Origin of the sequence: Mesorhizobium sp. M0185 (genome assembly GCF_040322175.1) — a bacterium.
Taxonomy (GTDB): domain Bacteria; phylum Pseudomonadota; class Alphaproteobacteria; order Rhizobiales; family Rhizobiaceae; genus Mesorhizobium.
On sequence record NZ_JAMYSY010000048.1, the window covers coordinates 24,095 to 46,635 of the forward strand.

Here is a 22,541-nt window from a genome sequence, read left to right on the forward strand (position 1 = left end):
TACCGTGTTGACACTTTACTAGGGCTGCGTGTAGCCATAGTAAAGTGTTAAATTTTGGCGACACTATGAACGCTCGATTCGCTCTCCTGCTCACCCTGTGTGGCGCCATGATGCCGTTCAAAGCGCACGGCCAGGAACTGGCATCAGACCGCGTAGCAGTTGCCTTTGCAACGCCGGCAGAAGCCATCGCCGCGCAAAGGCCGGCGGCGTGTACCACCGGAAATCGTGCTGAGGTCTCGCGACTTGTGCGTTCAATCGCGCAGGAGGAAGGGTTCGACACCGATCTGGCCGAGGCGATTGCATGGGCCGAAAGCGATCTCGGCGCCAGTCAGGGTCCGTCGAAGGCGGGGGCCCTGGGGATCATGCAGCTGATGCCAGGCACGGCGGCCGATCTCGGCGTGAGCGACCGTTGCGACATAGAGGCAAATGTCCGGGCTGGCCTCCGCTATCTGAAGTCACTTTATGACGAGTTCCAGGATCCGCTGCTGATGCTGGCGGCTTACAACGCCGGGCCCAACAGCGTCTACAAGGCGCAGGGCATTCCGGTGAATCCGGAAACTGCAGAATACATCGTGAAAATACTGAACCGCTGGAAGTTCGGCGGTGTCGTGAAGAAGTACGCCCTGACCAAATCCGAAACGCTCGCGGCAGTTCCGCCAGCAAGCGAGGACGCTTGGCAGGATGGTCATGTCATGGATTTCGGCAACTGAAAGGAGCCAAGGGTGAACTACAGGAAAGCGGGCAAATTTGTCCTGAAACTGGCCTTGGCCTCGGCGATCGGAATAGCTCTCGCACCGGCCACTGCCTACGCCCAGTCGGCGGCACCAGTGGAAAACGTGCTGGAGTGGTTCGTCGGAGTTCTGCAGGGCAACATAGCGCGCTCATTCGCCATCATCGCTGTCTGCTTTCTTGGCTTCCTCGCCATGACGGGCCGGCTGGCGTGGATGATGGCTTTCTCCATCATCATCGGCATCGCTCTGATCTTCGGCGCTGCCCAACTGGTGGATGCGGTTCGCGCGACTGCGGGAGGCAGCTGAGACATGGAGGACGAGGAAGTCTATGTCGAGCCGGTCAGCCTGCCTTTGACACGCCCCCCGATGAAATGGGGCGTGCGCTACGAGGTTTTCGCGCTGAACGGCATCCTGGCGGTGATCGGCTTTATTGCCACCAGCAGCTTCATGCTCGGCCTTGGCGTGTTCGGCGTGGTGCATCTGGTCAGCGCATATCTGTGCCAGCGTGACCCCTACATGTTTCATATTTTCGAGCGGCGCGTCTCCAAACGCGGAGCGGTGGCGAACATTACTTTCTGGGGCGCGAGGAGCTATTCGCCATGAGCCTCGATGCCGACCTGAAATTTGGCCGTGAGCGCCGCCGCGAAAAGCCCGCGGCGATGCACATCCCTTACCTCCGCCATGTCGATGACAATCTGATCGTGACGAAGAGCGGCTTTCTGGTCGGCGTCATCCAGCTCAGTGGCCTGCCCTTCCAGACGATGGACCAGGCCGAGTTGAACAGCCGCATGTTCAATCGCAACACGACGTTCCGCAATCTCTCGACCTCTCGCTTTGCGGTCTCCACAACGATCATCCGCCGCCACGTGACGCCGGAGATCGAAGGCGATTTTGACAACCCTTTCGTGGCCGAGCTCGACGCCCGCTACATGGATGAGCTTGGCGCAAAAAACCTTTTCGTCAACGAAGCGTATCTGGCGGTCATACGCCGACCGATGGTCGGCCGCGTCGGCTGGGTGGACAAGGCGCTCAATGCATTCCGCATCAGCACCGCGGGCGAAGAAACCCGCGAAGAGGCGATGGCCGAACTGCGTGACGTTCTCGACGGCGTCGTCAAGGATTTCACTGCTTATGGTGCGCGTCTTCTCGGTGTCGTAAAGCGCCGCGACAGCTTCTTTTCCGAGCCTGCGGAGTTTCTGGCGAAGATCCTCGCCGGCGGTAGCGACGTGGAAATGCCTTTGCCGCGCATGTCCCTTGGCGATGTCCTGGCGACACGACAGCTGTTTTTCGGCAAATCCGCGCTGGAACTTCGCGGGCCGGACGAAGGCACGATCGGCGCCATGGTGTCGATCAAGGAATACCCACCGTTCACCGCTCCGGGCTCATTGGACGGTCTCTTGCGCCTGCCACATGAGTTTGTGCTGACGCAGAGTTTTGCGATCGAAGATCGTGTAACGGCGATGCGCAGGATCAACACCATCGCGAACCAGGTCGAGGGCTCAGACGAGGCGGGCACGACGGTCGAGGAGTCCGTCCACGACGGCGCCGACAAGCTGGCCGGCGGCGAAGTCGTCTTCGGACAACATCACATGAGCGTCATGGCCTTGGCACCGGACATGACTGGGCTCAACCGTGCGCTATCCGACATCACGGCCGAGCTTTCGCGCATGTCGATCGTGCCGGTTCGCGAGACATTGAACACGGAACTGGCCTTTTGGGCGCAGTTGCCGGGAAATTTCAGCTACATCGCGCGACGTGCGTTGATCTCGTCGCTGAACTTCGCCGGCCTCTTTTCAGGACACAATTTCCCCTCCGGCCAACGTGAGCGGCTGCATTGGAAACGGCCCATCGCGTTGCTCGAAACGACCAGCCAGACGGCCTATTATTTCAACTTCCACGTTCACGATGTCGGGCACTTCACGGTGTTCGGCCCGACCGGCTCGGGCAAGACCGTCGTGCTGTCATTCCTGATGGCGCAGGCTATGCGCATCATGCCGCGGCCGCGATGTGTGTATTTCGACTATATGCGCGGCGCTGAAATTTTCGTTCGGGCGCTCGGCGGCCGCTACGAGGTGATGGAGCCTTCTCAGCCGACCGGGTTCGCGCCATTGCAGCTCGAAGACACCGCAGAAAACCGTTCTTTCCTTGAAGACTTGCTCATCTACATTTTGACGCCGGAAGGCGGCGCGCTGGACGTGGCGGAAATGCGCGTCATCAACGCCGCCGTCGACATGATCTACAAGATTCCGCGCGAACAGCGGACCTTCGACCTGCTGCCGGAAGTGCTGCGGGGCTCGCTCATGCCTGGCATGAATGATCTGGCGGCGCGGATACAACCCTGGCTCGACCCGAAGGACAAGGGCTGGCTTTTCAACAATCCTGTCGATCTGGTCGATTTCTCGAAACCCGTTGTCGGGTTCGACATGACGAAGATCCTAGGTGACCGTAAGCTGCGCTCGGCGGCGCTGCTCTACATCTTCCACCGTCTTGAGGACGTCATCGACGGCTCGCCGATCATGCTCTTCCTCGATGAAGGCTGGAAGCTGTTGGACGACGAGGTTTTCGCCGCTTTCATCAACGAGACACTGAAGACCATTCGTCGCCGGAACGGCGTTGTCGGCTTTGGCACGCAGACGGCGGAAGACGTCGTCAATTCCTCCATCTCGTCGTCGCTGATCGAGCAAACGAAGACCAACATTTTCTTCCCCAACCCGAAGGCGAGCAAGGAATCCTACATGGAGCGCTTCTCGCTGACAGCGAAGGAATTCGAGTTCGTGCGCCGGACCGCCAAGGAAACACGCACCTTCCTCGTCAAGCACGACAGCGACTCGATCGTAGCCAAGCTCGATTTGTCGGCGATGCCCGATCTCATCAAGGTCTTGTCCTCGAACGAAGCCAACAGCAAGGAATGCGCACGGCTCCGGGAGACCTTCGGCGATGAGCCGGAGATGTGGCTGCCATACTTCTGCGGGTGGGAGAACGAGCATGACGAAGCGGCTTAGCAGCGCTTGTCTGGCCGTGGCTCTCGCTACGGCGGAAAGCATGAGCGTGGCTATCGCTCAGATCGCGGTGATCGACGATTCGAACCTCGACAAGCGGCAAGAGGACGAGCAGCACAGCACGAAGTCGGATGAGGCAAAGAAGGACGAAACCGACAAGAAGAAAAGCGTCGTCTGCACCTATTCGAACAAATACCGCTCACAGATGTTTCGTCGGTCGCCGGCCGACGCGTTGCAGCGCGACGCCGGCAACGTAAAGCTAATCCGCTACTATGCGCAAAAGTACGGTGTGCCCGAAGGCCTGGCGCTTTCCGTTGCCTATCAGGAATCGCGCTTCGACACATGCGCCGGGAGCCACACCGGCGTCAAAGGCGTCATGCAGCTGACCAAAGGCACCGGCAAGTCCATGGGACTGGACCGCGACGTGAACGAGCAGAATGTCGAAGGCGGTGTCAAATATCTCGGAATGGGCGTGAAGCAATGCGGGGCGACGAATTACAGCTGTCTCGCCTCCTTCTACAACGGATCGAACGCAGGCGAGCAAAGAGAGTGGGCCGGCGGCGTCGGCCGCTGGAACAGCTACTTCAACGAATATGTATCGAGCGGCAAGGCTCCAGCCGCTGCGCCGCCACCATTCTCGATCGTAACGGCGGACGGCGCCGGCGGCACGGCCCAGGACGCGGCCATGGGCACGGTGAGGAAGGCGGCTGGCGGCCTTGATGCAAGCTCATCGCAGATGGGCGCCAACGATGCGGCGATCGACGCGCTAGCGGGCAACGTTGGCCCGGTGACCGAATACAAGGACGCCTGGGAGCTGAACTCGTCGGCTCGTGGGATCAACGCGGATGTCACCAACCAGTACCTCGCCCAGGCGGGGGACTTCACGGCGTTGCTGGCCCAACTTCTGTCGTTGCAGAACGTTCAGGCATCGCAGGCGTCGAAGCTGGTGCAACAGCCGAAGAGCGGTTCTCCAAACCCGTTCTCTTGCAATCCCGCGGAACTGGAACGGTTGAAGATCGATCGCGGCCGGTGGCTACCATGCGCGGTTGAGAACGCGGGGACAAGCTCAGCCGACAGCCGCTCGATGATCATCACCACTGACCCTGCTGGCGCTGCCAGCGTCATCGATTCTCTAGAGCAATAGGAGGCTGACATGAAGAAATTCGCGATTGCCGCCAGTCTGGCGCTTTGGGCAAGCACGGCCCACGCACAGATTGCCGTCATCGATGGCGCCAATCTCGATGTCGCCCGCAAGAATGCGGACAACACCAACTCCATCATGGATTCGAACAAGGATATCCTGAAAAAGAGCGAGGAGATCCTCCAGGCTCTCAGCGGCAGTCGTGACGGTTCGCTCGGGATCGGACAGATGGGCCTCGGCGGCAACATGTCGATCGCCCAGGCGCCGTCGTTCGGATCGATCCTGAACGGCGGGGCTCTTTCGTTTGGTGGCCTGTCGCCCGAAATCCAGAAAATCGCCGGCGCGGTCATCAATGGCCTGCAACTGGTGAAGCAGCTCCAGCAGATTGCCGGCAAGGAGACGAGCGCCGTCAACACCGCCTACGGCGGCAGCGTCAACGTGGCCTCGCTGCTAAGCGCGTTGACGTCGCAGGCTTCCCAGGGCGTCACCCAGCGCCAACAGTCATTGCAGTCCGCGAGTGGGCAGATCGGGCAGTCGCAGGACGTCAAGGGTTCGGTGGACCAGAACACACGAATGCAGCTGGAAAACGCGCGCGCGGTCAACGAACTGATCGGCGTCCAGAACGGTGCGGTCGCGGCCTTGAATGAGAAGCTGAAGGGAGATCTTCTTCGCCAGAGTCAGGTGCAGAAGATGATGACGCCGCGCAACGTCAATCCGTTCGCGGACTTTGGCAAGAGCGGGGGCTAGCACTTGTCGAGGCGGGCGTTGCGGATATGCACCGTGATTGGGCTCGGCGCAGTGCTTTTCGGTTGCGCAAAACGTGAACTGAAAGCGCCGTGCGGGCCTTTGGCGTATGCCCAGGCTGACAACTGCGGCGCGCCGAAGCCGGTCAATTCAACGCCGTTCGCCAGCATCATTGACGAGGATCCATGAACGGTCTCGCCGCAAGCATCCTCGGTGGCATTGACAACATCGGTGAGGACTTCGTTCGCACCGTCTATATGCAATTGGGCAATGCGATGGGCAACGTCTTCACCCTCATGCTGACCCTCTATATCGTGTGGTGGGGCTATTCGATCCTGAGCGGGCGAGAGTCGATTTCGCCAATCGAAGCGGCTTATCGCCTGGGCCGCGCCGTCATCATCTATCTGCTGCTGACGGGATGGGGGACATTTTCCGCGACGATCTACCAGCTTGTGCAAAGCATTCCAGATGAGGTCGGAAAGGTGATCGTTGGCGCCGTGTCGCGAGCCACAGGCAATCAGCTCAGCGATCAGGCGGCAATTCCAGCGCTTATCGACAACCTCTACCAAGGGGCGCAGGACGTCGCCAATCAGGTCTATAGCGGATCCTTCTATGACATTTTTGGCGCGCTGCTGTCGCTGCTTGTATTGCTGTCGGCCATCATCTTCGCAGCGCTTGCCATTGCCGCGATCATCGCTGCCAAAGTGATGTTGTTCATCACGCTCGCCCTGGCGCCGATATGGATCATTCTTTGGCTTTACCGCTGGTCCTCGCGCATGAGCGAAGGCTTCCTCTCGCTCACCACGTTTCTGATGATCCAGCAAATCCTGATCTACGGCTTCCTCGGCTTCTACTTCGCGCTCGTCAATGCGGCGCTGAACACCGCCACGTCCGGCGGAGCGACCATGGACAGTAAAATGTCGCTGGTGCTGCCGCTGGTGCTGGTGACGATCATCGGGATTTACGTTCTCATGCAGATACCGTCGATTGCTTCGATCCTGAATGGCGGCGGGTATCTCAGCACCGTGGGAGCTCGCTATTCCTATGGGACCTTCGGCAGGAATGCCGTGCGCTATTCCGGCGCGCGATGGGCCACCGGCCGTGCCGCTCGGCGCGCCCGGCAACTCGCGGCAAACAGTTTTCGATCTTCGCGAGCAGCGAGGGCGGATGCCGCAACCCGGTCCGCCATCCAGCAAGGTGCGCGCGATAACTCCAGGCCTCTGGCCTAGAACACAAGAACGATCACCGATCGCGGTGCTGGATCAGATGCGTCGCGCAAACGAGGCAATAGTAAAGTGGCAATTCCAATGGAAACAGCTGCTGACCGCAGCAGCGAACTCGTCGACAAGCGCTATTACAGGGCGGGCGCGACCTGGGAAGACGACACGCACCGGTCAATGCGTCGATCGCGTACATTGGCGTGGATCGTCAGCGGCGTTTTCGGACTGGTTGCGGTGCTGTCGCTGCTGGCGCTCGTGCTGGTCCTGCCGCTCCGGCAGTTCGAACCGTACGTTGTCGAGGTCGACAAATCGACGGGCTACCTCGAGATCATGCGCGCGCTGAAGCCTGGAGATTTGTCCCAGAACGAAGCCGTCACCGCAGCCAATCTGGTCCGCTACATCAGGGCTCGCGAAACCTACGATTCGCGTGAACTAAAACAGAATTACGATCTGGCGCAGCTCTACTCCACCGACGCCGCGTCCAAGGATTTGACATGGCTGTTCACGCCCGCAAATCCGCACTCTCTGGACAAGACCTATGGCCGCAATGTCACCATCTCCGTCGAGATAAAGTCGGTTTCCCTGCTCAATCGCAACACCGCCTCGGTACGCTTTGCCACGACGACGCGGCGGGACAATTCGTCGACGGCCGACAATTGGGTGGCGGTGATAAAGTTCCGCTACACCTCAACGCCGCTCAAGAACGAATGGCGTTTCGACAACCCGCTGGGATTTCAGGTTACAGATTACCGCCGCGACCAGGAATCGGCGCCCGCTGCGGGAAGCCTGCAATGAGATGGCGCATGGGCCTCACTCTGTCGGGCGCCCTTCTGCTCGGCACGATCCACGGCGCGGCCGCACGCGACGGCCGCATCCGATATGTCACCTTCAACAATGACGACGTGACGTCGGTGCGCGCAGCTCTTGGCATTTCAACGATGGTCGAGCTCAGCCCGACCGAAGTCATCGAAACCGTCTCCGCCGGCGACACGAAAGGCTGGTCGATCATCCCCAAACGCGGATCGCGATTTCTGTTCGTCAAGCCCCTGGAGCGCGATGCTTGGACCAACGTCAACGTGGTCACCAACCGGCGCGTCTATTCCCTGCTGCTGCAGGCGACTGACAATGACCGGGACCGGGCATCCTTCCAGGTCCGGTTCAAATACCCGGACGAGGATGTCAACGCGCGCCTGCTCTCACAGGCCAAAGAGAGCGCTGCTGATCCGGATTTGAAGGACCTGAACTATGCCGATCTCAATTACGACTACGCCTACAAGGGCGACGACAGCTTGAAGCCGCGCACCGTATTCGACGACGGCACGAGGGTGTTTCTGGAGTTCAAGGGTGACATTCCGGCGATTTTAGTTGTCGACGACAAACGCCATGAGTCACTGGTCAACGTTCGCACGCAAGGCAAATACACAGTCATCGACAAGGTCGCGCGGCAATTCACCTTGCGAGCCGATGGCAAGACGCTCTGCCTCTACAACCGGGCGCGACCCAACGCAATCGATCCGGTCGAGCAGGTCTACGGTCCAACGAAACTGACGGGCGGTTCCACCCTGTTCGGACCGAGCGGAGGGCGGTGATGACCCAGATCGACTATAACCAGCTGGACGGCAGCCCGACGGTCGCGCGCCGCGGTGCGGGCGTGGGTACCAGGATCGCCCTGGTCGGCCTCGGCGTGGTGCTGGTTGGCGCGCTGATATGGCTGAACTGGCCTCGAGAGCCGGTATCGCGCGATGTTCGCAGCGATGGCGAGGAAAACTTCAACCCGCCCGAGTTCCGCCCGCCGGCGTTGAACGAACCGCCGCAACCTGCCGACGGCACGATCGACCAGATCGTGGTGCCGCCACCGGCCGCCGACCAGAACGGCACGCAACAAGCCGATAATGTCGATCAGACCGTGCAGGAGGGAGCGGATCTCGATGCGCAGCGGCGCGCGCTGGAGGCGCAAATGGCGGCCGAGGAAGCTCGCCGCAAGGCCGAGGAGGAAGAAGCCCGACGCAAGGCCGCAGCGGAGGACGAGGCACGCCTTAAGGCTGAGGCCGCCGAGCGTGAAAAAGCGGTGTGGGAACGCCTGCGGTCGAACCAGATGGTGACGAATGATGAAACCGGCTCAACAGATGCCGGCGCCCAGGCGACACAGGTCGAAATCGCGCCCGACGGTCAGATCATCCCGGTCCTCGGCGCCGACAGTGATCCCAACGAGGCATTCCTGGCGCAGTCTGAGGCAAATTCTTCCGGCATCGTCAAAGCCAGGGTCTTTCGACGCACCGATGCGCTGATCCCTGAAGGAACGATCATTCGCGGCTACTTGGAAACCGCGATCAACACCGACCTTCCCGGCGCCGTGCGCGCTGTCGTGCGTGAGGATGTCTTCTCGCTCGACGGCAGGCGGATCCTCATTCCAAAAGGCTCGCGCCTGACCGGGGAATACCGCTCGGGGCTTGCGCGCGGTCAAAAGCGTGTTTTCATCGTCTGGAGCAGGGTCGTCCGCTCGGACGGCATTTCCGTCGATATCAAGTCGCCCGGGGCAGACGCGCTCGGCCGCGGTGGCATGGGCGGCCGTGTCGATACGCACTGGGTTGAACGGTACGGCAACGCCATCATGCTTTCCGTCGTTGGCGGTGTCTCTGAATATCTGTCCTCGCTTGGCGATCGCAGTCCGGATGGACAACAGCGCCAGGTGTCGACGACCGATCCGGTAACCGGCGAGACCACGACCGTAACTTATGGCGGCAATGGCTCGCAGCGCGACGCCCGCAGCATCGCGTTCGACAAATCATCGACCGCCCTGCAGCAACTCGCGCAAGAGGCGTTTCGCGACACGCAGAACATTGGCCCGACAGTCTACGTCGACCAGGGCACATCGATTGTCGTGCTGGTGCGGCGCGATCTCGATTTCTCGGATTTGTACGCCGATCCCGTTCAGGAAGAAGTTGCACGTCTGAAGACAGGTGGACGGCCGAAGACGGCGGTCGATCCGACGCCTCTCTACGGCACCCCAAAGGATAATTTCTATCCCGGCTATGGGAGCCCGGTGAAATGAATGCCGTCCATCCCCTCCCCGACCCTTGGGCGAGAGCCCCGGTCCTGCGCGCTCATCTGGAGCCGATATGGTCCTATTTGAACGAAGATGCGGTGTCCGAGATTGCGATCAACAGGCCCGGTGAATTGTTCATCGAACGCCTCGGCGCGAAGGAAATGGAGCACGTCGTCAAGCGCGAGGTCACGCCCGGCTGGATTAGGCATATCTCGACCGGCGTCGCCTCGGCGACAAATCAGGTCATCAACGAAGAAAAGCCGGTCCTGTCGGCCGCTCTACCCTCAGGCGAGCGCATCCAATGCATCTTGCCGCCGGCGGCTCCCGAAGGCGGGGCGATCTCGATCCGCAAGCAGGTCATCATGGATATGAGCCTTGCTGCCTACAAGGATCTCGGCGCCTTCGAGGACACGGCGATGGGCAGCGGCCTGGCGCTTTCGACCGAAGAAAAGCGACTTGTCGAGATGCTGCACGACACGTCGCCGCTGGACTTTCTGCAATATGCGGTGCGCAACCGCGTCTCGATCGTCGTTTCGGGCGGTACTTCCACCGGCAAGACGACGTTTTTGAATGCGCTCTTGAAGGAGATCCCTGCCCATGAACGGATCATCACGATCGAAGATACCCGCGAACTGAGGCTGCCGGCTTCCAACAACGTGACCCTGATAGCCTCGAAGGGCGACCAGGGCCTTGCAAAGGTCTCCGCGCAACAGCTGCTCGAGGCCTCGCTTCGCATGCGGCCCGACCGTCTGTTGCTGGGCGAATTGCGCGGCGCTGAAACCTTCACGTTCCTCCAGGCGATCAACACCGGCCACCCGGGTTCCCTCACGACCGTTCATGCCAATTCCGCCCGATCCGCCTACGAGCGGCTGGCGCTCATGGTCATGCAGGGCAGCTCGGGCCTCTCACGAAGCGAAATCCTCGGCTATCTGCGCGAGGTCATTCCGGTGGTCGTCCAGATGGTTCGGACAGAAGGCGGACGGCGCGGCATCAGCGAGATCAAGTTTACCAAGGCGGAGACAATCTAGCGGGGCCATTCATGCAGAAAATCGCAACAGCAATTTTCATGGTGCTCATGGCGATGGCCCTGGGCGTCCTGCTCTTCACGGTCGGCTATGCCGCGACTGATTGGTACAGGACTGGCTCCCACGTCCTGTTCGACCAGCTGAACGCCAATCCGTTGCCGGTCTTTCGTCAGGCCTGGGCGGACGCGATGGCAAGGGATCTTGGCCGGGTACAATACGCCGTTCCGGCGGGAGCATTAGGGTTTCTTGCGCCCCTGGTCAGCCTGTTCCTCATGCGCCCGAGAAAGCGCAATGACTCTCGCTTCATGACCGTGAGCGACGTATCGAAAACCGGCCTGACGAAAGTGGGCGGCGTCTTCGTCGGTCGAGCCGGCGGCAGGCTTGCCGAAATTTTTTCGCCGGGCCGCGATCAGCGCTCCGGCAAGATCCGCTTGACGCAGCGCAAGCTGATCGGCGGCAAGAAATTGTGGATTGATGGCGATGATGTCGGCGGCTTCGTCATAGGGCCGCCGCGCTCCGGTAAAGGCACTTCTCTCATCATCCCGAACGCGTTGACCTGGCCGCATTCGCTCGTGGTTCTCGACCTGCGCGGCGAGACCTATGCGGCGACTGCCGGTTACCGTTCAACCATGAGCCGCGTGGCGCGCTTCGCGCCGGCTGATCCGGACGGCAATACCGCATGCTACAATCCGATGGACTTCATCTCGCTGGATTCGGCGCAGCGCGACATCGACCTTCGCAATATCGCTGCGGCGCTGTTTCCCCGGCCCCCATCCAACGCAGATCCCTATTGGGTCAACGACGCTCGCCTCCTTTTTACTGGCATAGCGTCCTTCGTCATTGAGTCGCCCGCGATCCCGAACGAGAAGAAGACCTTTGCCACAATCCTCGAGATCATGAACGGCGCCGAGCAGCCGCTCCTGGAATTCATCGGCTCGCTGCGCGAGGAACGCCGCCGCGAATGCTCGCATTTTACGCTGCAAACCCTGCTGCCATATTTCGAAATGTCCGAGCGGCAGTTTTCCGGAATCTATGCCGGCGTACGCACCGGCATGGCCCCCTTTCTCAACGAGCGCCTGATGCGAGCTACGTCGCGCAGCACGTTCGATATTCGCAGGCTCAAGCGTGATCGGATATCTCTCTATCTCGACGTGCGGCGCGAGCAGATTACGTCGCTCGGACCGTTGTTCAACGTCCTGATCACGCAGATGATGAACTTCATGTCGGAAAACCTGCCGCGTCCGGACGAACATCCGGTGCTTGTGCTGCTCGACGAGTTCCAGAATCTCGGCAAGCTCGAGAACGTGACCGAAATGGCGAGCGTACTCGGCGGCAACGGCGTTTCGATGTGGTTTTTCGTACAGTCGCTGAAGGCTGTAGACGAGATTTATCGCCAGGAAGGGCGCAAGACCCTCATCAATGCGGCTCGCGTGCAGATCTTTTTCGGTGCGCAGGACGCTGACGATCTGCGCTACGTTTCCGAGCAGCTCGGCGAAACGTCGGACGTGCAAAAAGACGTGACGCGCACCAAGGCAACATTGTTCGACACTTATTACACACGCTCGGTCCACCGCAAGGAAGTGCGTCGGCCCCTCATGCGGCCGGATGAAATCCGTACGCTCGACAAGAACAAGGTCATCATATTGCCGCGCGGCGAACTGCCAATTCTCGGCACGCGCAATTTCTATTTCGCCGACGGCCAGCTCGCCAAACGCGCGTTCATGCCCCTGCCCGCCTCTACCGACGCTTCGCGCACGAAAAGCCGTGCGTTGGACGCTTCCGCGGCGGTCCCATCTCCTACGCTCCCGACGATTGTGCCGAAAGCACCCGCATACCGCTCAGGCCTCTTGCAGACGCGCCTGCGGCGCGGCGCAACATTTGCCGCAAAAGCCGGCCGTATGGCTCCGCGGCGGGGCCGGCGCGCAGTCGTGAAAGACCGGCTGAGAGCAACAGATGCTGCAGCCGTACCAGCTTATGCCGCCATAGATTTTACCGCTTTGGCGGCCAAAGCGGTGACAACACGCATAGCACCCGACAAAGAAGCGGCGGTTGCGGCGATCCTAAACAAGGTGCGATCTCTCCGAGCCCACGCATCCGACACCGAGGCTTTCGATAGGAATTTGAGCGTCGTCGAAGATACTTTGCCTGATGTAGTCGATGGGTAGGCAAAGGCGTTGGGCTTGCCTTGGTTAGTGATGCAGGCCTGCGTGTCATCCAGGCGGCCGACACCAACGGGATTCGTGGGATGATCGTGCATGCGCATTGGTCATCCTGGGATGCGGCACGTAGCTAGATTTCAAGATCATGCGCGGCAATGAAATCTGCGTGGCTCATGATCCTAAACCTCTGAGGCGCCGAGCGGGCCTCGGCGACATTGTGGTTTCCCGACACTCTCGGCCACTTTAGCCAGAAGGCACGCAGCGATCTTTGCTCAACGCTCATAATCGTTCTCGTTTGAGCGCTGGGTCTTACGGTCCTGCTCTTCTGCCTGATGAGCCTTCTGCTTGTTGGCGTCCTTCTGCTTGGCTCTCACCTTCTCCTGCTCGGTGCCTGTGCGCGGCTCCTCCGGCTGGCGGGGATCGTCCCGAGTTGGAAGGTCTCGCCCTCGCGCCTCGCGCTCGGGGATCGGCTCGCCACCACCACCACGCTGCTGCTGCCGCTCGAATTGCAGCCGCGCCAGACGGTCGCGCATCTTGTCGTTGACCTCTTCACGATACTGTTCGAACTGCCCTTGATGCGCCGCCGGCAGCGTCTCGCGCATGTTGTCGAGAGCCTGATTGACGCGGGCCATCTGACGCCGCATTTCCAAGGGGGTCTGCGCCATGTCCAAATCTCCTATCAGTGCGTTCAATTCTCTCATACCGGGATGGGACAGGAAAGACTTCTGCCCCGATTGATCAGCTCCGCGACCCGCGCCAGGACGTGGTTGGCTCTCCCCTGTCCGATCGCGACGGAACTGCAGAAAATTGCTGCCGATCGACTCCGCTGCCGCGAGAGCCTGACCAACTACGCCCGCGCTCCGCATCGTCGTCACAGTCTTTTGCCATGCGGCAGCGATTGCATCGCCGTTCACGACTAGGGACTGCCCATCGATACGGCGTTGCCGCTTGGCCTCCACTCGCTCGATCGTCCTGGCGCTGACCTGGTAGCGCGGATCGCTCTGGGCGCGGCTATAGGCTCCGGCATGCTCCTTCGTGAATGGCCGCGTCATCGCATGATCCATGCGCCGCGTCGCCACCATCGCAATGCCGTTCTCGCGTGCTTTTTCCGCAAAGGTCTCGCGCCAGGCGACCAGATCTGGCTTGTAGAATTTCAGGCGCTCGCCGTCGGCTGACCGTGCCTGCACCATCGCATGGATATGGACGTGCTTAGTGTCCTTGTGATGCGCCAGGACGAACTTGTATCCTGGCGCGCGCTCCTCGAGCACGGCGCGTGCCGCGGCCATGACCGCGTTGGCATCGGTGCCGGCTCTTGCCGAGAAAAGCAGGTGATAGGCATTGCGGCGCTCACGCCCTGAAAACTGCGGGCGCCATTGTTCATAGACCGAAGCGGCCGCCTTGGTGGAATTCTTCACCCCGGGTACAGGCTCGCCATTTGCGTGGCGAACCTGGCTGTGGGTGCGGATGAACTTCTGCAGGAAATATTTCGCTTTGGGTTCACGGCTCACGGCCGCCGTTACCTCTGCCTTGGCGACCACCCCCGCCGCGCCCATTTCCTCAGACAAACGGGCCTCGATCTTATCGAGCGCCCTGCTGCGCGAATTCTCCCGACCGCCGGCCAGCACTTTGGCAAGCGGTCCGGCCCGCTCATCGGTGTGTGCGTAAACCTGAACCGTCTGTCCGTCCTGTGCATAGATGAACGGTTTTGCACCGAAGGCCTTGTTCAACGCCTCGCTCAAGTCGGCACCGGTGACCTCGCCGGCGAGTTCGAAACGAAACTCGAGAAAATTGGTATTTTCCAAGGGCGGTTCGAACGTCTCGCAAAACGTCTCCAGGAACGCCTTTCGTGCGGCGCCTGTCGCAAGGACCTGCCCATCCTCGTCGAAAATCTCTATGTCGTGTTTCTCGCCTTTTTCGTCCTCGCGCTTTCCGATGTAATTGAGCAGCCGAGCGGCGGCTTCCTTGGTCGATGGCGGATTGGGCATGACCTTAAACACAGCAGGCTGCGCACCCGCCGCATAGCCTGCCCGTGCCGCCACGGCCCGCGCCTGATAGCCCGCCCGCGCCGCTCGTCCTGGACTGCTCGGGCGCGCAGCACCACGGCCGCCGCCGCCGCGCCGCTTCCAGTCTTCCTCCTCCTCTTCCGGCCGGAAACCGGCGAGCGTGGCGCCATAGACCATGATCGGCGCGCTAGGGGCCTTGGGCGAGCTCGCAGCCGCGGCGGACTTCGGTGCCTTCCTGGACATGGAACTCCCCGCCGCCCCCAATCCTCCCGGCGAAGAACGAGGAGCGTTTCTGCCGCCACCTACCGCAGAGCCGACTTGTCCTTGCCCGAGGCGTCCGCCACCGCCGGTCAGCTCATAACTCTTCATCGCCTGGAATTCACCGCCCGCGCGTCCGGCGCCCGTCACGGACTTGTCGTCGTCCAGGTCCTCACGCTTCATGCCGGAGCCGCCCCGCAGATAGCGTTCGATTTCGGCCGCGTAGCCAGCAAGACGACCGCTCATGGCCTGGCCTCCCTAGCCTTGCGGGGCTCGACGGTCATCGCCTTCAGTTCCTCGCGGAACTGCCGCACGAGGTCGCCCACGGCGACCAGCGCTTGCTCAAGATCCTCATCATGGGCAACACGGCCGTCGTTCATGGTGCGCACGGCCTGATTGAAATTGACGCCGACGCGCCGCAGCTGATCGGTCATGTCCACGATTGCCGGCCGCAACGCCTCTGACGCGATAGGCAGGTGCCCGACCTCTGCCCGCACGAGACGCCGGACGACCTCGCTAACGGTTACGCCGTCCCGCTCCGCAATGGCTTTGAGGCTGGCCAACTCGTTAGCCGAAAACCGGATGTGCGTCACCTCGCCATAGCGTCGTGACGCGCTCTTGATCGCTGCTTTCTGGGCGTCTGCATCCATCTCTCAAGCCCGCTTGCGGGCGCTAAGGCCCGCCAGGGCCGCGCCGCCTATTTTGTGTGTATCACAAAATAGGCTATCCTCCCAATAAAAGCAGGCAAGGGGCGGGCCGGCGTTCCTTTCAAACGAGCGCATTTGTCAGCGGCAGCGGTCCGGGCAAATGTCTCCATGACGCGTTGAAGACTTGTTTCCATGTAAACATGGAAACATCAGAGCGATCCGCACCCCGGTCAGCCTGCCAGACCCCTTCCTCACTGATAGCAGCTGCGCAATGTCTGCACCCCAAGCGGGCCTTACGGCGCGCGCCTGGGTTGCCAAACCGGTTTGCCCCGTTGACTATGTCACCATGTTTCGACCGTGACATTATTCCATGTGTCCATGATGACTTGTTTCCATGTTAACATGGAAACAAGGAGACAACGCCGGAAGGAGGCCCCCATGATCATCTCCGCTGCGATCCCAAAGGGCGGCACTGGCAAATCAACGATGCTGCGTGCCCTCGCATCCGTCGCGCTGCATCGGGGTTATTCGGTCACTCTTATCGATGGCGATCGGCGGCAGAACATGAACCGCTGGTTCCAGATGCTGGGTGACGCTGGCAATCGCCCTGACAGCCTCCAGCTGGTGAGCGCGATGACCCCGCAGGAGATCCTTGACGCTGCAGCCACTCACAACGGGGAACGCTCCGTCGTATTGATTGATACGGAAGGCACCACAAATGACAACCTCATGGCCGGGCTCTTTGCGGCCGACATTGTCGTCGTGCCGGTCTATTTTGCCCTCGACGATGTGACCGCCGCCATCCAGATCACGGATCACTACATCCCGCTGGCGGTCGAGAGCCGGGGTAGGCAGCTGCCTGCGATATTCGTGCTGACCAAGCAGACCATCATCGATGGCAGGGCGCGAGCCCTGACCGAACTGCGCGCCATCATCCAGGCCAACGGCACGCCGATTGCAGAACACGTCCTGCACAATCGCGTTGCCTACCGTGACCTTCAGACCGGGCAGACCCTCTACAGCCCCGAGGTGCCTGACGCAAAGGCGGTTGCCGAGAGCGAAGGGGTCTTTGACGACCTTCTGCAAACCTTCATCGAAGCCACAAGGAACGCGGCATGAAAGAAACCGCACCGAAAGCCGGTGACGACAAGAAAGCTCGCATGATGAAGGCGATCTCCACGCAGCCGCCAGCGCTGCCGAGCATGTTCATCCCACAGAAGGTCGAGACGTCAGGGGCCAAGGAGCAAGCTGCGCCACAGATACAGGAATCGGTAAAGCCGTCCCCGGCAGTCGGGCCCGATTTCCGCAAGCTGCTGCGGCAGGGTCAGAAAAAAGACCCCATCGCCGGAAAGAAGATTCGCGAGGAGGAGATGATCCGCTGCGGTTACTACCTGACGGCCGTGGAGCAGCGGCAGTTCAAGTTGCTGGCGATCAGCAACGGGCACAGCATGACCGAACTGCTGCGAAAGGCTGTCCAGGACTATATCCGCATTCATAAGCACAAACTGCCGAAGGAATAATCGGCGGTTTGGAGTCTCCATCGCATGCTGTGACGGGTGATGTTCGTGGCTCTTTGCGACGCGCAAAAAAAGGGCCCGCGACGGAGTGTTCCGTCGCGGGCCCTTTTACGTGTTGCCTACTTGGGTTGGTTGAGGTGTTTCAGCACCTCGCCGAGGGTGTCCCGCTCCGGACGCCCGCTGGCTGCAGCTTTGTCGTCGACCAGCTTTGCGGCCAATTCAGGCGGCAGCGGGACTAAGTCGTAGCCGTGTGAGATGGCTGCATGGCGAAGATCCTCAAGCGTTTCGAACGCGCGGTCGCGGGTGCCAAGCCAGAGCGCGGGCTCGTCGGTTTCTTCGTGCGGGAACGCTTGCAGGAAGTAGGTTCGAAGTGGCGGGTCGTAGCCGATGACAGCGTCTGGATCCGAGCGGCCCTGTCCGGTGACGGTGCCAGTGACAGTGACAGTGATGGTGTAGCGACTCATTGCAACCTCCTTTTGCCGGGGGAGCCGGCCCCTTGCGGGGCCGGCCACCGATGCCTCACTGGGGGTTGTTCCAGAGGATGACCTTCTTGTTTTCCTCGCCGCCCGGGGCGGGAGCGAGGTTGCCGAAGATGACGCCGATCTCGGGGGCTTCCAGCTTGATCGAGAGGTATTCCTCGCCCGAACGCTGGGAGATGCGGTGCCAGCCGGCTCCGATCTCGAAGCCCGTGCGCTTGTTGACGATCCGGTAGTCGGGCGCGTCCTCGCGCGACTTGTTGGTGTTCGGGATCAGGGTGATCGGGGCGTTGACCCGGAGCGTGGCAAAGATGCCTTCCATCGAGCCGTCGGCCTTGGTGGTGAGGTTTGCGATCGTGGTGGCCATGGTAGTTCTCCTTCGGTTGCATCGGGACCATTCCCGATGGCGCCAAAGGAGAGGGCCGTCCTGCTGCGGTCATCTCGGCGAAAATTCTGGAAAATTCTATTTACCGAAAAATAGCGGGCAGGCCCTTCGCCTGCCCGCAGATAAAAACAGAAATCGAATTTTCCTGAATATTCGCCGAGTGTACCCCCAACGGGGGTTGACCGCACAAAGCAGGCGGTCGTCTACAAAGGCGACATGAAACGGGAATGGCCCCGGATGCGACAGATGGACAAGAACTCAGGCCGCCATCGCTTAATCGCCGACGCAATGCTGCCGGATCGCAGGAACAGGCTGCAGCCTCTCGGGTCATGTCGTCGCCATCGCCAACACATCGAACAGCAGCATGGCGCGTGAACCGCCTTGCGTGTTCGGTATGGCGGCATAGTGGTATGAGATCGGAGCCGACTGGCAGCGAACTTCACGCCCCTCGGTGGTGATGCCTCCCAGTCAGTTTGGATGACCCGGCAAGCCAGGATGTTGTTCGGCACGCTTGCACCCGCTTCAGATGCGAGAAGGGTCAAGATGATCATTCTGCACAACGCCCCGCGGCTCTGCGCGTGGGCCGGTTCGAAAAGGGCCGGCTCCGGCCGTTCATAGAAGTGGATTAGGCGGCGCGGGTCGGATCAAGCATATCGAATCGGACCCGCCGGGCTGTCGGGGGACCGCGCGTACATCATCCCGGCAACGCCAGACGCTCGTCCGGCGTCATGCGGGCTTCGGCTTGGCGACGAATGTCCGGACCGGCATGGCGGAGCATGGCGCACCAGTCTTCCGCATTGTACGTCGTCGCCATGCTGCCCCTGGCCAGATCGTAAATGACGCACGGCTTGTTCGCGATGGCGAGCCGAAGCACGTTGACGGCCGTCCCGGGTGATGCACCGTCCCAGACCATCATCCCAAAGTCGGCGCGCCGCGCCATCTCCCGGTCCTTGGCAGCGTGGAACCAATACCCGTGAGCGCCTTCAGGAGACGGGACATGGTAGGCGGCCCAGTCGCCCAGATTGTTGCGGGGTTCCTTGCCCGCATGGAAGACCCCGACATGTTCGTAGCCGTAGCCAGCGAGCAGGCCCTGCGCCTCGGCATCGGCTCCGGGCGCGTCGCCAATCAGCACGCCGTGCTCGGCAGCAACGACTGCGCCGATGCGAGTGATGGCAGGTTCCGGCAGCTCGAATATCTCGCGTGATCCACCTATGAATATCATCGACATCGTGACTTTCCCTTCTCTCCAGGGTCCCCGCCCCGCGCCGGCCGCCCTCTCCCTCTGGCCCTGCGCGAGGGATCGTCACCCAAAGGCCGAGACGGCGAAGCCGGCGCGGGGAGCGGCGGGACGCCGCGACGAGAGCCCGGCCGGCCGCAGGCCGGCGCGCCCGGACCCTGCCGCTGCCGGAGGCGTTACGCGCGTGGAGCTAATGGCCTTTGTCGGCCAGCCAGAGGTTCATGTCCTGGATCGAGCGCATGAGCACCGACGGATTGTCTCGCCCAGGAATGAAGCCCCAGCTCTGCCAGTAGCGCTCGGCCTCGGCGTCGATCGCCCTGACAATGACCGCGCGGCCGCCAACAATATCGGCCCCAGCGATACAACGCTGCAGCGCGTCCTTGACCAGTCCGCTGCCGATGCCCTGCCCTGCATAGCGTTGATCGACTGCAAGTTGCCCGATCCGGAGACAGGGGATCGGATCCGGCCGTCATGCGGTGCGGATCGCGCGTGGCGCGCTGTTTGGTTGGATCACACCCTCAGTCCGTAATTGCCGACCACGGCCCCGCCATCGTGAACGACCAGGACGCGGGTGAAGCGGCGGCCTTGGTTGGTTCGCGCAAATCCGGTCAGCCGGGCATTGAGCGCCGGCCTGCCGCAGCCGAACGCGTCGAGCCGGTGCATGTCATCGAGCAGTTCAACGGCTGAAATCGCCACCTATCGTTCCCACGGCGCTGACCTGCGCAGACGCTCGGCCGCCTTTGGCGATGGAGCCGCGGCAGGCGGCGAGATCGCCTGCATGAACGCGTCATAGGCGTCAGGCGAGAGCCCGATGACGGTCTCGTTCAGGACCGCGGTCTGGGCTTCATGGAGTGCTGCGCGGCGCATGAACTCGGTGCGCGACAGGCCAAGCAGTTCCGCGCCGCGGTCGATGATGGTGAGATCATCGCTACGAAACCGCATCGAAACGGATATCTTCCTATTTGCGGCGGCGGCCATGCTGCGTTCCTTTCCTGAATGGAATACGTCGGCGCAAAGCAGCATGACACCGGATTTGCGTGACGAAGCCATTCCTGTTCCCGTGACCGGCGTAAAGGCATCGGAAACGGCGGACTGGTCCGATCCGAGGTATGCTCCCTGCCGCTAAAAGAGAAGGTCAATCCAGGCGGCTGACGCGGCGGCCCTCGCTGCGCGCTTCGATAAAGGCGCCTGCGATCTTCATCATGAATGCCTCGCTGAAACGACCGAGGGGCCTACCGTCGGATTCGATGTACCAGGAGCGTTCGGCAATATCGTAGTTGTATTCGTCAACCACGATCCAGCAGCGTTTGAGATCGCTCAGACCGGCGCGGCGGCACTCGATAGCGGAGACTTCCAAACCGACCCGATCGCCGGTCGGTGGCTGGGTGGTTATCGCCAGGAGCGCGAGATGTCAGGCCGTCTCTTGCGCCGCGGACAGCGATGACCACGCAGGTCGGCCGGCTCTTGCGGCCTTCCGTTTCGCCGCGCTCGTGTTGCCATGCCCAAAGATATGGGTAGGAGATCACCTGACCGGGCAGAAATCTACCGCTCATCATCGTATCCTTCGCCGCGCGCCAGTCGGTCGATCTCGGCGGCGAAGAGTTCCGTGTGTTCCTCCGGCATCTCGGAGACATGGTATGCGCGGCGGGGATCGCCGCCGATGCGCATCCGTTCGTAGTGCTCGTAGCTCATCAGCACGAACCGGGGTTTGCGGTGCTTGGTGAGAATAACGGGTTCGCGGCTGGCAACGTCGGTGACGTCGCCAACCTGCTTGTTGAGATCCCCCGTCGTGAACTGACGCATGGCTGGACTCCTTTTCGATCTCCATATTATCCAGATTTTCTGGATTTGCAAGAAAAACGGCGTTCACGCGCCATCCTCCGCGAACCGCCAGACGGGGATGCCGAGCCGACGGGCCTTGTCGACAAGGTTGTCGGTGATGCCGGAGCCGGGGAAGACGATCAGGCCGTAGGGCACCACCGAGAGAAGCTGGTCGTTGCGGCGGAACGGAGCCGCCTTGGCGTGCCGGTTCCAGTCCGGCTTGAAGGCGATCTGGGTGACCTTGCGGCTCTCGGCCCAGCAGGCGGCGATGCGTTCGGCGCCGCGCGGGCTGCCGCCGTGGAGCAGGACCATGTCGGGATGCTTCTCGCGGGCCTTGTCGAGCGCCTCCCAGATCCGGTCGTGATCGTTGCAGTCGAGGCCGCCGGCGAAGGCGATCTTGGTGCCGGCCGGGACGAGCACCTCGGATTCGGCGTGGCGGCGGGCGGCGAGGAAGTCTCTGGAGTCGATCACCGACGCGGTCATCGCCTGATGAGAGACCTTGGAGCCGGTGCGCGGCCGCCATGCCGATCCGGTTTGTGCCTCATAGAGGTCGGCGGCCTCATCGCGCATGATTTCGAGCACGTTGCGGCGCTCGACATAGCTGATGCCTTCCGCGGTGAGCCGTTCCAGCTCGACCGATTTCACCTCCGAGCCGTCCTGCTCGCCCTGGCTCAAACGCTGCGCCTCCTCGTTGCGGTCGAGGCTGCGGGCGACGCGCTCGGCGGCGCGGTGGAAGACGTTTGCGAAGGACCAGAGCAGGTCGTCGAGATCGGGTTCGAGCCTGGTGTCGCCAAGCATGCCGGCGAAGGTCTCGACGATCCCGGCGAGGCCGGCCCGGATCACTTCGTCGTCGGGAAGTGGCCGAGGATCAGGTTCGTCCTGATGCGGGCGATAGCCATACATCTGCAGTTCGAGGATGACGCGGTCGGTCGGCGAGGAGGCGTGGTAGGGTTCGTAGGCGTCGTCGAAAGGAAGCTCGTAGGTCATGGCGTGTCTCCGTCGGTTGCGGCCGCGCCTATCGCGGCCTGACAGCGCTTCCCGGCCCCGCCCCGGGCCCGGCCCCCCCGAAAGCCCGAGCGCGAGCCGAGGACCGCGCCCCCGTTGCGGCCCTGCCAAGGGCGTGGCAGGGGTG

At 61.6% G+C, this 22,541-nt stretch carries 25 protein-coding genes and 1 pseudogene; 14 read left to right on the forward strand and 12 right to left on the reverse strand.

Translation table 11 applies throughout. From position 1 onward, the window contains the following. Nucleotides 1-65 precede the first annotated feature (65 nt). The 6 genes from NKJ20_RS27455 to NKJ20_RS27480 all read left to right on the forward strand — a co-directional run bounded on the left by NKJ20_RS27455 (nucleotide 66) and on the right by NKJ20_RS27480 (nucleotide 5,618). On the forward strand, nucleotides 66-710 hold the full coding sequence (locus NKJ20_RS27455) for a lytic transglycosylase domain-containing protein (protein ID WP_352748358.1): 645 nt from the start codon (nucleotides 66-68) through the stop codon (nucleotides 708-710). A 12-nt stretch (nucleotides 711-722) separates the two neighbouring features. After that, the gene (locus tag NKJ20_RS27460; RefSeq protein WP_352748359.1) at nucleotides 723-1,037 is read left to right on the forward strand and encodes a TrbC/VirB2 family type IV secretion system protein; all 315 of its coding nucleotides are present in this window, start codon (nucleotides 723-725) and stop codon (nucleotides 1,035-1,037) included. A 3-nt stretch (nucleotides 1,038-1,040) separates the two neighbouring features. Then, a complete protein-coding gene (locus tag NKJ20_RS27465) occupies nucleotides 1,041-1,334 on the forward strand; it encodes a VirB3 family type IV secretion system protein (protein WP_352748361.1) in 294 nt (97 codons plus the stop codon). After that, nucleotides 1,331-3,733 (forward strand): VirB4 family type IV secretion/conjugal transfer ATPase, encoded by a 2,403-nt coding sequence (locus tag NKJ20_RS27470; protein WP_352748363.1) that lies wholly within the window; start codon nucleotides 1,331-1,333, stop codon nucleotides 3,731-3,733. The genes NKJ20_RS27465 and NKJ20_RS27470 overlap by 4 nt, the downstream gene beginning before the upstream one ends. A 67-nt stretch (nucleotides 3,734-3,800) precedes the next feature. Further along, nucleotides 3,801-4,874 carry a transglycosylase SLT domain-containing protein gene (locus NKJ20_RS27475; protein ID WP_352748365.1) on the forward strand — a complete coding sequence of 358 codons (1,074 nt, stop codon included), beginning with the start codon at nucleotides 3,801-3,803 and terminating at the stop codon, nucleotides 4,872-4,874. A gap of 9 nt (nucleotides 4,875-4,883) precedes the next feature. Beyond that, nucleotides 4,884-5,618, forward strand: a complete 735-nt coding sequence (locus NKJ20_RS27480; RefSeq protein WP_352571944.1) for a type IV secretion system protein — start codon at nucleotides 4,884-4,886, stop codon at nucleotides 5,616-5,618. Here NKJ20_RS27480 and NKJ20_RS27485 read toward each other — a convergent pair. Further along, the gene (locus NKJ20_RS27485) at nucleotides 5,615-5,788 is read right to left on the reverse strand and encodes a hypothetical protein (RefSeq protein ID WP_352748368.1); all 174 of its coding nucleotides are present in this window, start codon (nucleotides 5,786-5,788) and stop codon (nucleotides 5,615-5,617) included. The two genes, NKJ20_RS27480 and NKJ20_RS27485, sit on opposite strands and share 4 nt — an antisense overlap. 12 nt (nucleotides 5,789-5,800) lie before the next feature. Here NKJ20_RS27485 and NKJ20_RS27490 point away from each other — a divergent pair, with 12 nt between their 5' ends. From NKJ20_RS27490 to NKJ20_RS27515, 6 genes are all read left to right on the forward strand, one after another. Then, entirely contained in the window at nucleotides 5,801-6,844 is a 1,044-nt protein-coding gene (locus tag NKJ20_RS27490) for a TrbL/VirB6 family protein (protein ID WP_352748371.1), read from the forward strand. Nucleotides 6,845-6,922: 78 nt separating this feature from the next. Beyond that, nucleotides 6,923-7,630 carry a VirB8 family type IV secretion system protein gene (locus tag NKJ20_RS27495; protein ID WP_352748374.1) on the forward strand — a complete coding sequence of 236 codons (708 nt, stop codon included), beginning with the start codon at nucleotides 6,923-6,925 and terminating at the stop codon, nucleotides 7,628-7,630. 8 nt (nucleotides 7,631-7,638) lie between these two features. Next, nucleotides 7,639-8,424, forward strand: coding sequence for a TrbG/VirB9 family P-type conjugative transfer protein (locus tag NKJ20_RS27500; protein ID WP_352748377.1), 786 nt, complete (start codon nucleotides 7,639-7,641; stop codon nucleotides 8,422-8,424). Beyond that, nucleotides 8,424-9,887 carry a type IV secretion system protein VirB10 gene (virB10, locus tag NKJ20_RS27505; RefSeq protein ID WP_352748380.1) on the forward strand — a complete coding sequence of 488 codons (1,464 nt, stop codon included), beginning with the start codon at nucleotides 8,424-8,426 and terminating at the stop codon, nucleotides 9,885-9,887. The genes NKJ20_RS27500 and virB10 overlap by 1 nt, the downstream gene beginning before the upstream one ends. Further along, entirely contained in the window at nucleotides 9,884-10,909 is a 1,026-nt protein-coding gene (gene virB11, locus NKJ20_RS27510) for a P-type DNA transfer ATPase VirB11 (RefSeq protein ID WP_352748382.1), read from the forward strand. Before virB10 ends, virB11 begins: the two co-directional genes overlap by 4 nt. Before the next feature lie 11 nt (nucleotides 10,910-10,920). Continuing rightward, the gene (locus tag NKJ20_RS27515) at nucleotides 10,921-13,071 is read left to right on the forward strand and encodes a type IV secretory system conjugative DNA transfer family protein (RefSeq protein ID WP_502902837.1); all 2,151 of its coding nucleotides are present in this window, start codon (nucleotides 10,921-10,923) and stop codon (nucleotides 13,069-13,071) included. 266 nt (nucleotides 13,072-13,337) lie between these two features. Here NKJ20_RS27515 and NKJ20_RS27525 read toward each other — a convergent pair whose 3' ends face one another. Further along, entirely contained in the window at nucleotides 13,338-15,572 is a 2,235-nt protein-coding gene (locus NKJ20_RS27525) for a relaxase/mobilization nuclease domain-containing protein (RefSeq protein ID WP_352748385.1), read from the reverse strand. Beyond that, a complete protein-coding gene (locus NKJ20_RS27530; RefSeq protein ID WP_352748387.1) occupies nucleotides 15,569-15,976 on the reverse strand; it encodes a hypothetical protein in 408 nt (135 codons plus the stop codon). The genes NKJ20_RS27525 and NKJ20_RS27530 overlap by 4 nt, the downstream gene beginning before the upstream one ends. 435 nt (nucleotides 15,977-16,411) lie before the next feature. On the opposite strand from NKJ20_RS27530, the gene NKJ20_RS27535 reads away from it, so the two are divergent. Together NKJ20_RS27535 and NKJ20_RS27540 are read left to right on the forward strand one after the other, a co-directional pair. Continuing rightward, nucleotides 16,412-17,092: a nucleotide-binding protein gene (locus NKJ20_RS27535; protein WP_352689100.1), complete on the forward strand. Its 681-nt coding sequence runs from the start codon at nucleotides 16,412-16,414 to the stop codon at nucleotides 17,090-17,092. Next, complete coding sequence (locus tag NKJ20_RS27540; protein ID WP_352748389.1) at nucleotides 17,089-17,493, forward strand: hypothetical protein; 405 nt, start codon at nucleotides 17,089-17,091, stop codon at nucleotides 17,491-17,493. Before NKJ20_RS27535 ends, NKJ20_RS27540 begins: the two co-directional genes overlap by 4 nt. Nucleotides 17,494-17,609: 116 nt before the next feature. Here the strand turns inward: NKJ20_RS27540 and NKJ20_RS27545 are convergent, their stop codons facing one another. From NKJ20_RS27545 to NKJ20_RS27585, 9 genes and pseudogenes are all read right to left on the reverse strand, one after another. Further along, nucleotides 17,610-17,954, reverse strand: a complete 345-nt coding sequence (locus NKJ20_RS27545; RefSeq protein ID WP_352748391.1) for a hypothetical protein — start codon at nucleotides 17,952-17,954, stop codon at nucleotides 17,610-17,612. 55 nt (nucleotides 17,955-18,009) lie between these two features. Next, complete coding sequence (locus NKJ20_RS27550; RefSeq protein WP_352689092.1) at nucleotides 18,010-18,333, reverse strand: DUF736 domain-containing protein; 324 nt, start codon at nucleotides 18,331-18,333, stop codon at nucleotides 18,010-18,012. A 712-nt stretch (nucleotides 18,334-19,045) separates the two neighbouring features. Then, a complete protein-coding gene (locus NKJ20_RS27555) occupies nucleotides 19,046-19,579 on the reverse strand; it encodes a hypothetical protein (RefSeq protein WP_352748394.1) in 534 nt (177 codons plus the stop codon). Nucleotides 19,580-19,778: 199 nt separating this feature from the next. Next, complete coding sequence (locus NKJ20_RS27560; RefSeq protein ID WP_352748407.1) at nucleotides 19,779-20,045, reverse strand: GNAT family N-acetyltransferase; 267 nt, start codon at nucleotides 20,043-20,045, stop codon at nucleotides 19,779-19,781. 53 nt (nucleotides 20,046-20,098) lie between these two features. Further along, complete coding sequence (locus NKJ20_RS27565; RefSeq protein ID WP_352748397.1) at nucleotides 20,099-20,284, reverse strand: hypothetical protein; 186 nt, start codon at nucleotides 20,282-20,284, stop codon at nucleotides 20,099-20,101. Then, complete coding sequence (locus NKJ20_RS27570) at nucleotides 20,285-20,638, reverse strand: type II toxin-antitoxin system TacA family antitoxin (protein ID WP_352748400.1); 354 nt, start codon at nucleotides 20,636-20,638, stop codon at nucleotides 20,285-20,287. Between the two features lie 85 nt (nucleotides 20,639-20,723). Beyond that, nucleotides 20,724-21,141 (reverse strand): annotated as a pseudogene (locus NKJ20_RS27575) (hypothetical protein). Continuing rightward, nucleotides 21,131-21,391, reverse strand: coding sequence for a type II toxin-antitoxin system prevent-host-death family antitoxin (locus tag NKJ20_RS27580; protein ID WP_057143280.1), 261 nt, complete (start codon nucleotides 21,389-21,391; stop codon nucleotides 21,131-21,133). The pseudogene NKJ20_RS27575 and the gene NKJ20_RS27580 overlap by 11 nt, the downstream one beginning before the upstream one ends. A gap of 63 nt (nucleotides 21,392-21,454) precedes the next feature. Beyond that, nucleotides 21,455-22,396, reverse strand: coding sequence for a DUF2493 domain-containing protein (locus NKJ20_RS27585; protein WP_352748402.1), 942 nt, complete (start codon nucleotides 22,394-22,396; stop codon nucleotides 21,455-21,457). Nucleotides 22,397-22,541: the final 145 nt, after the last annotated feature.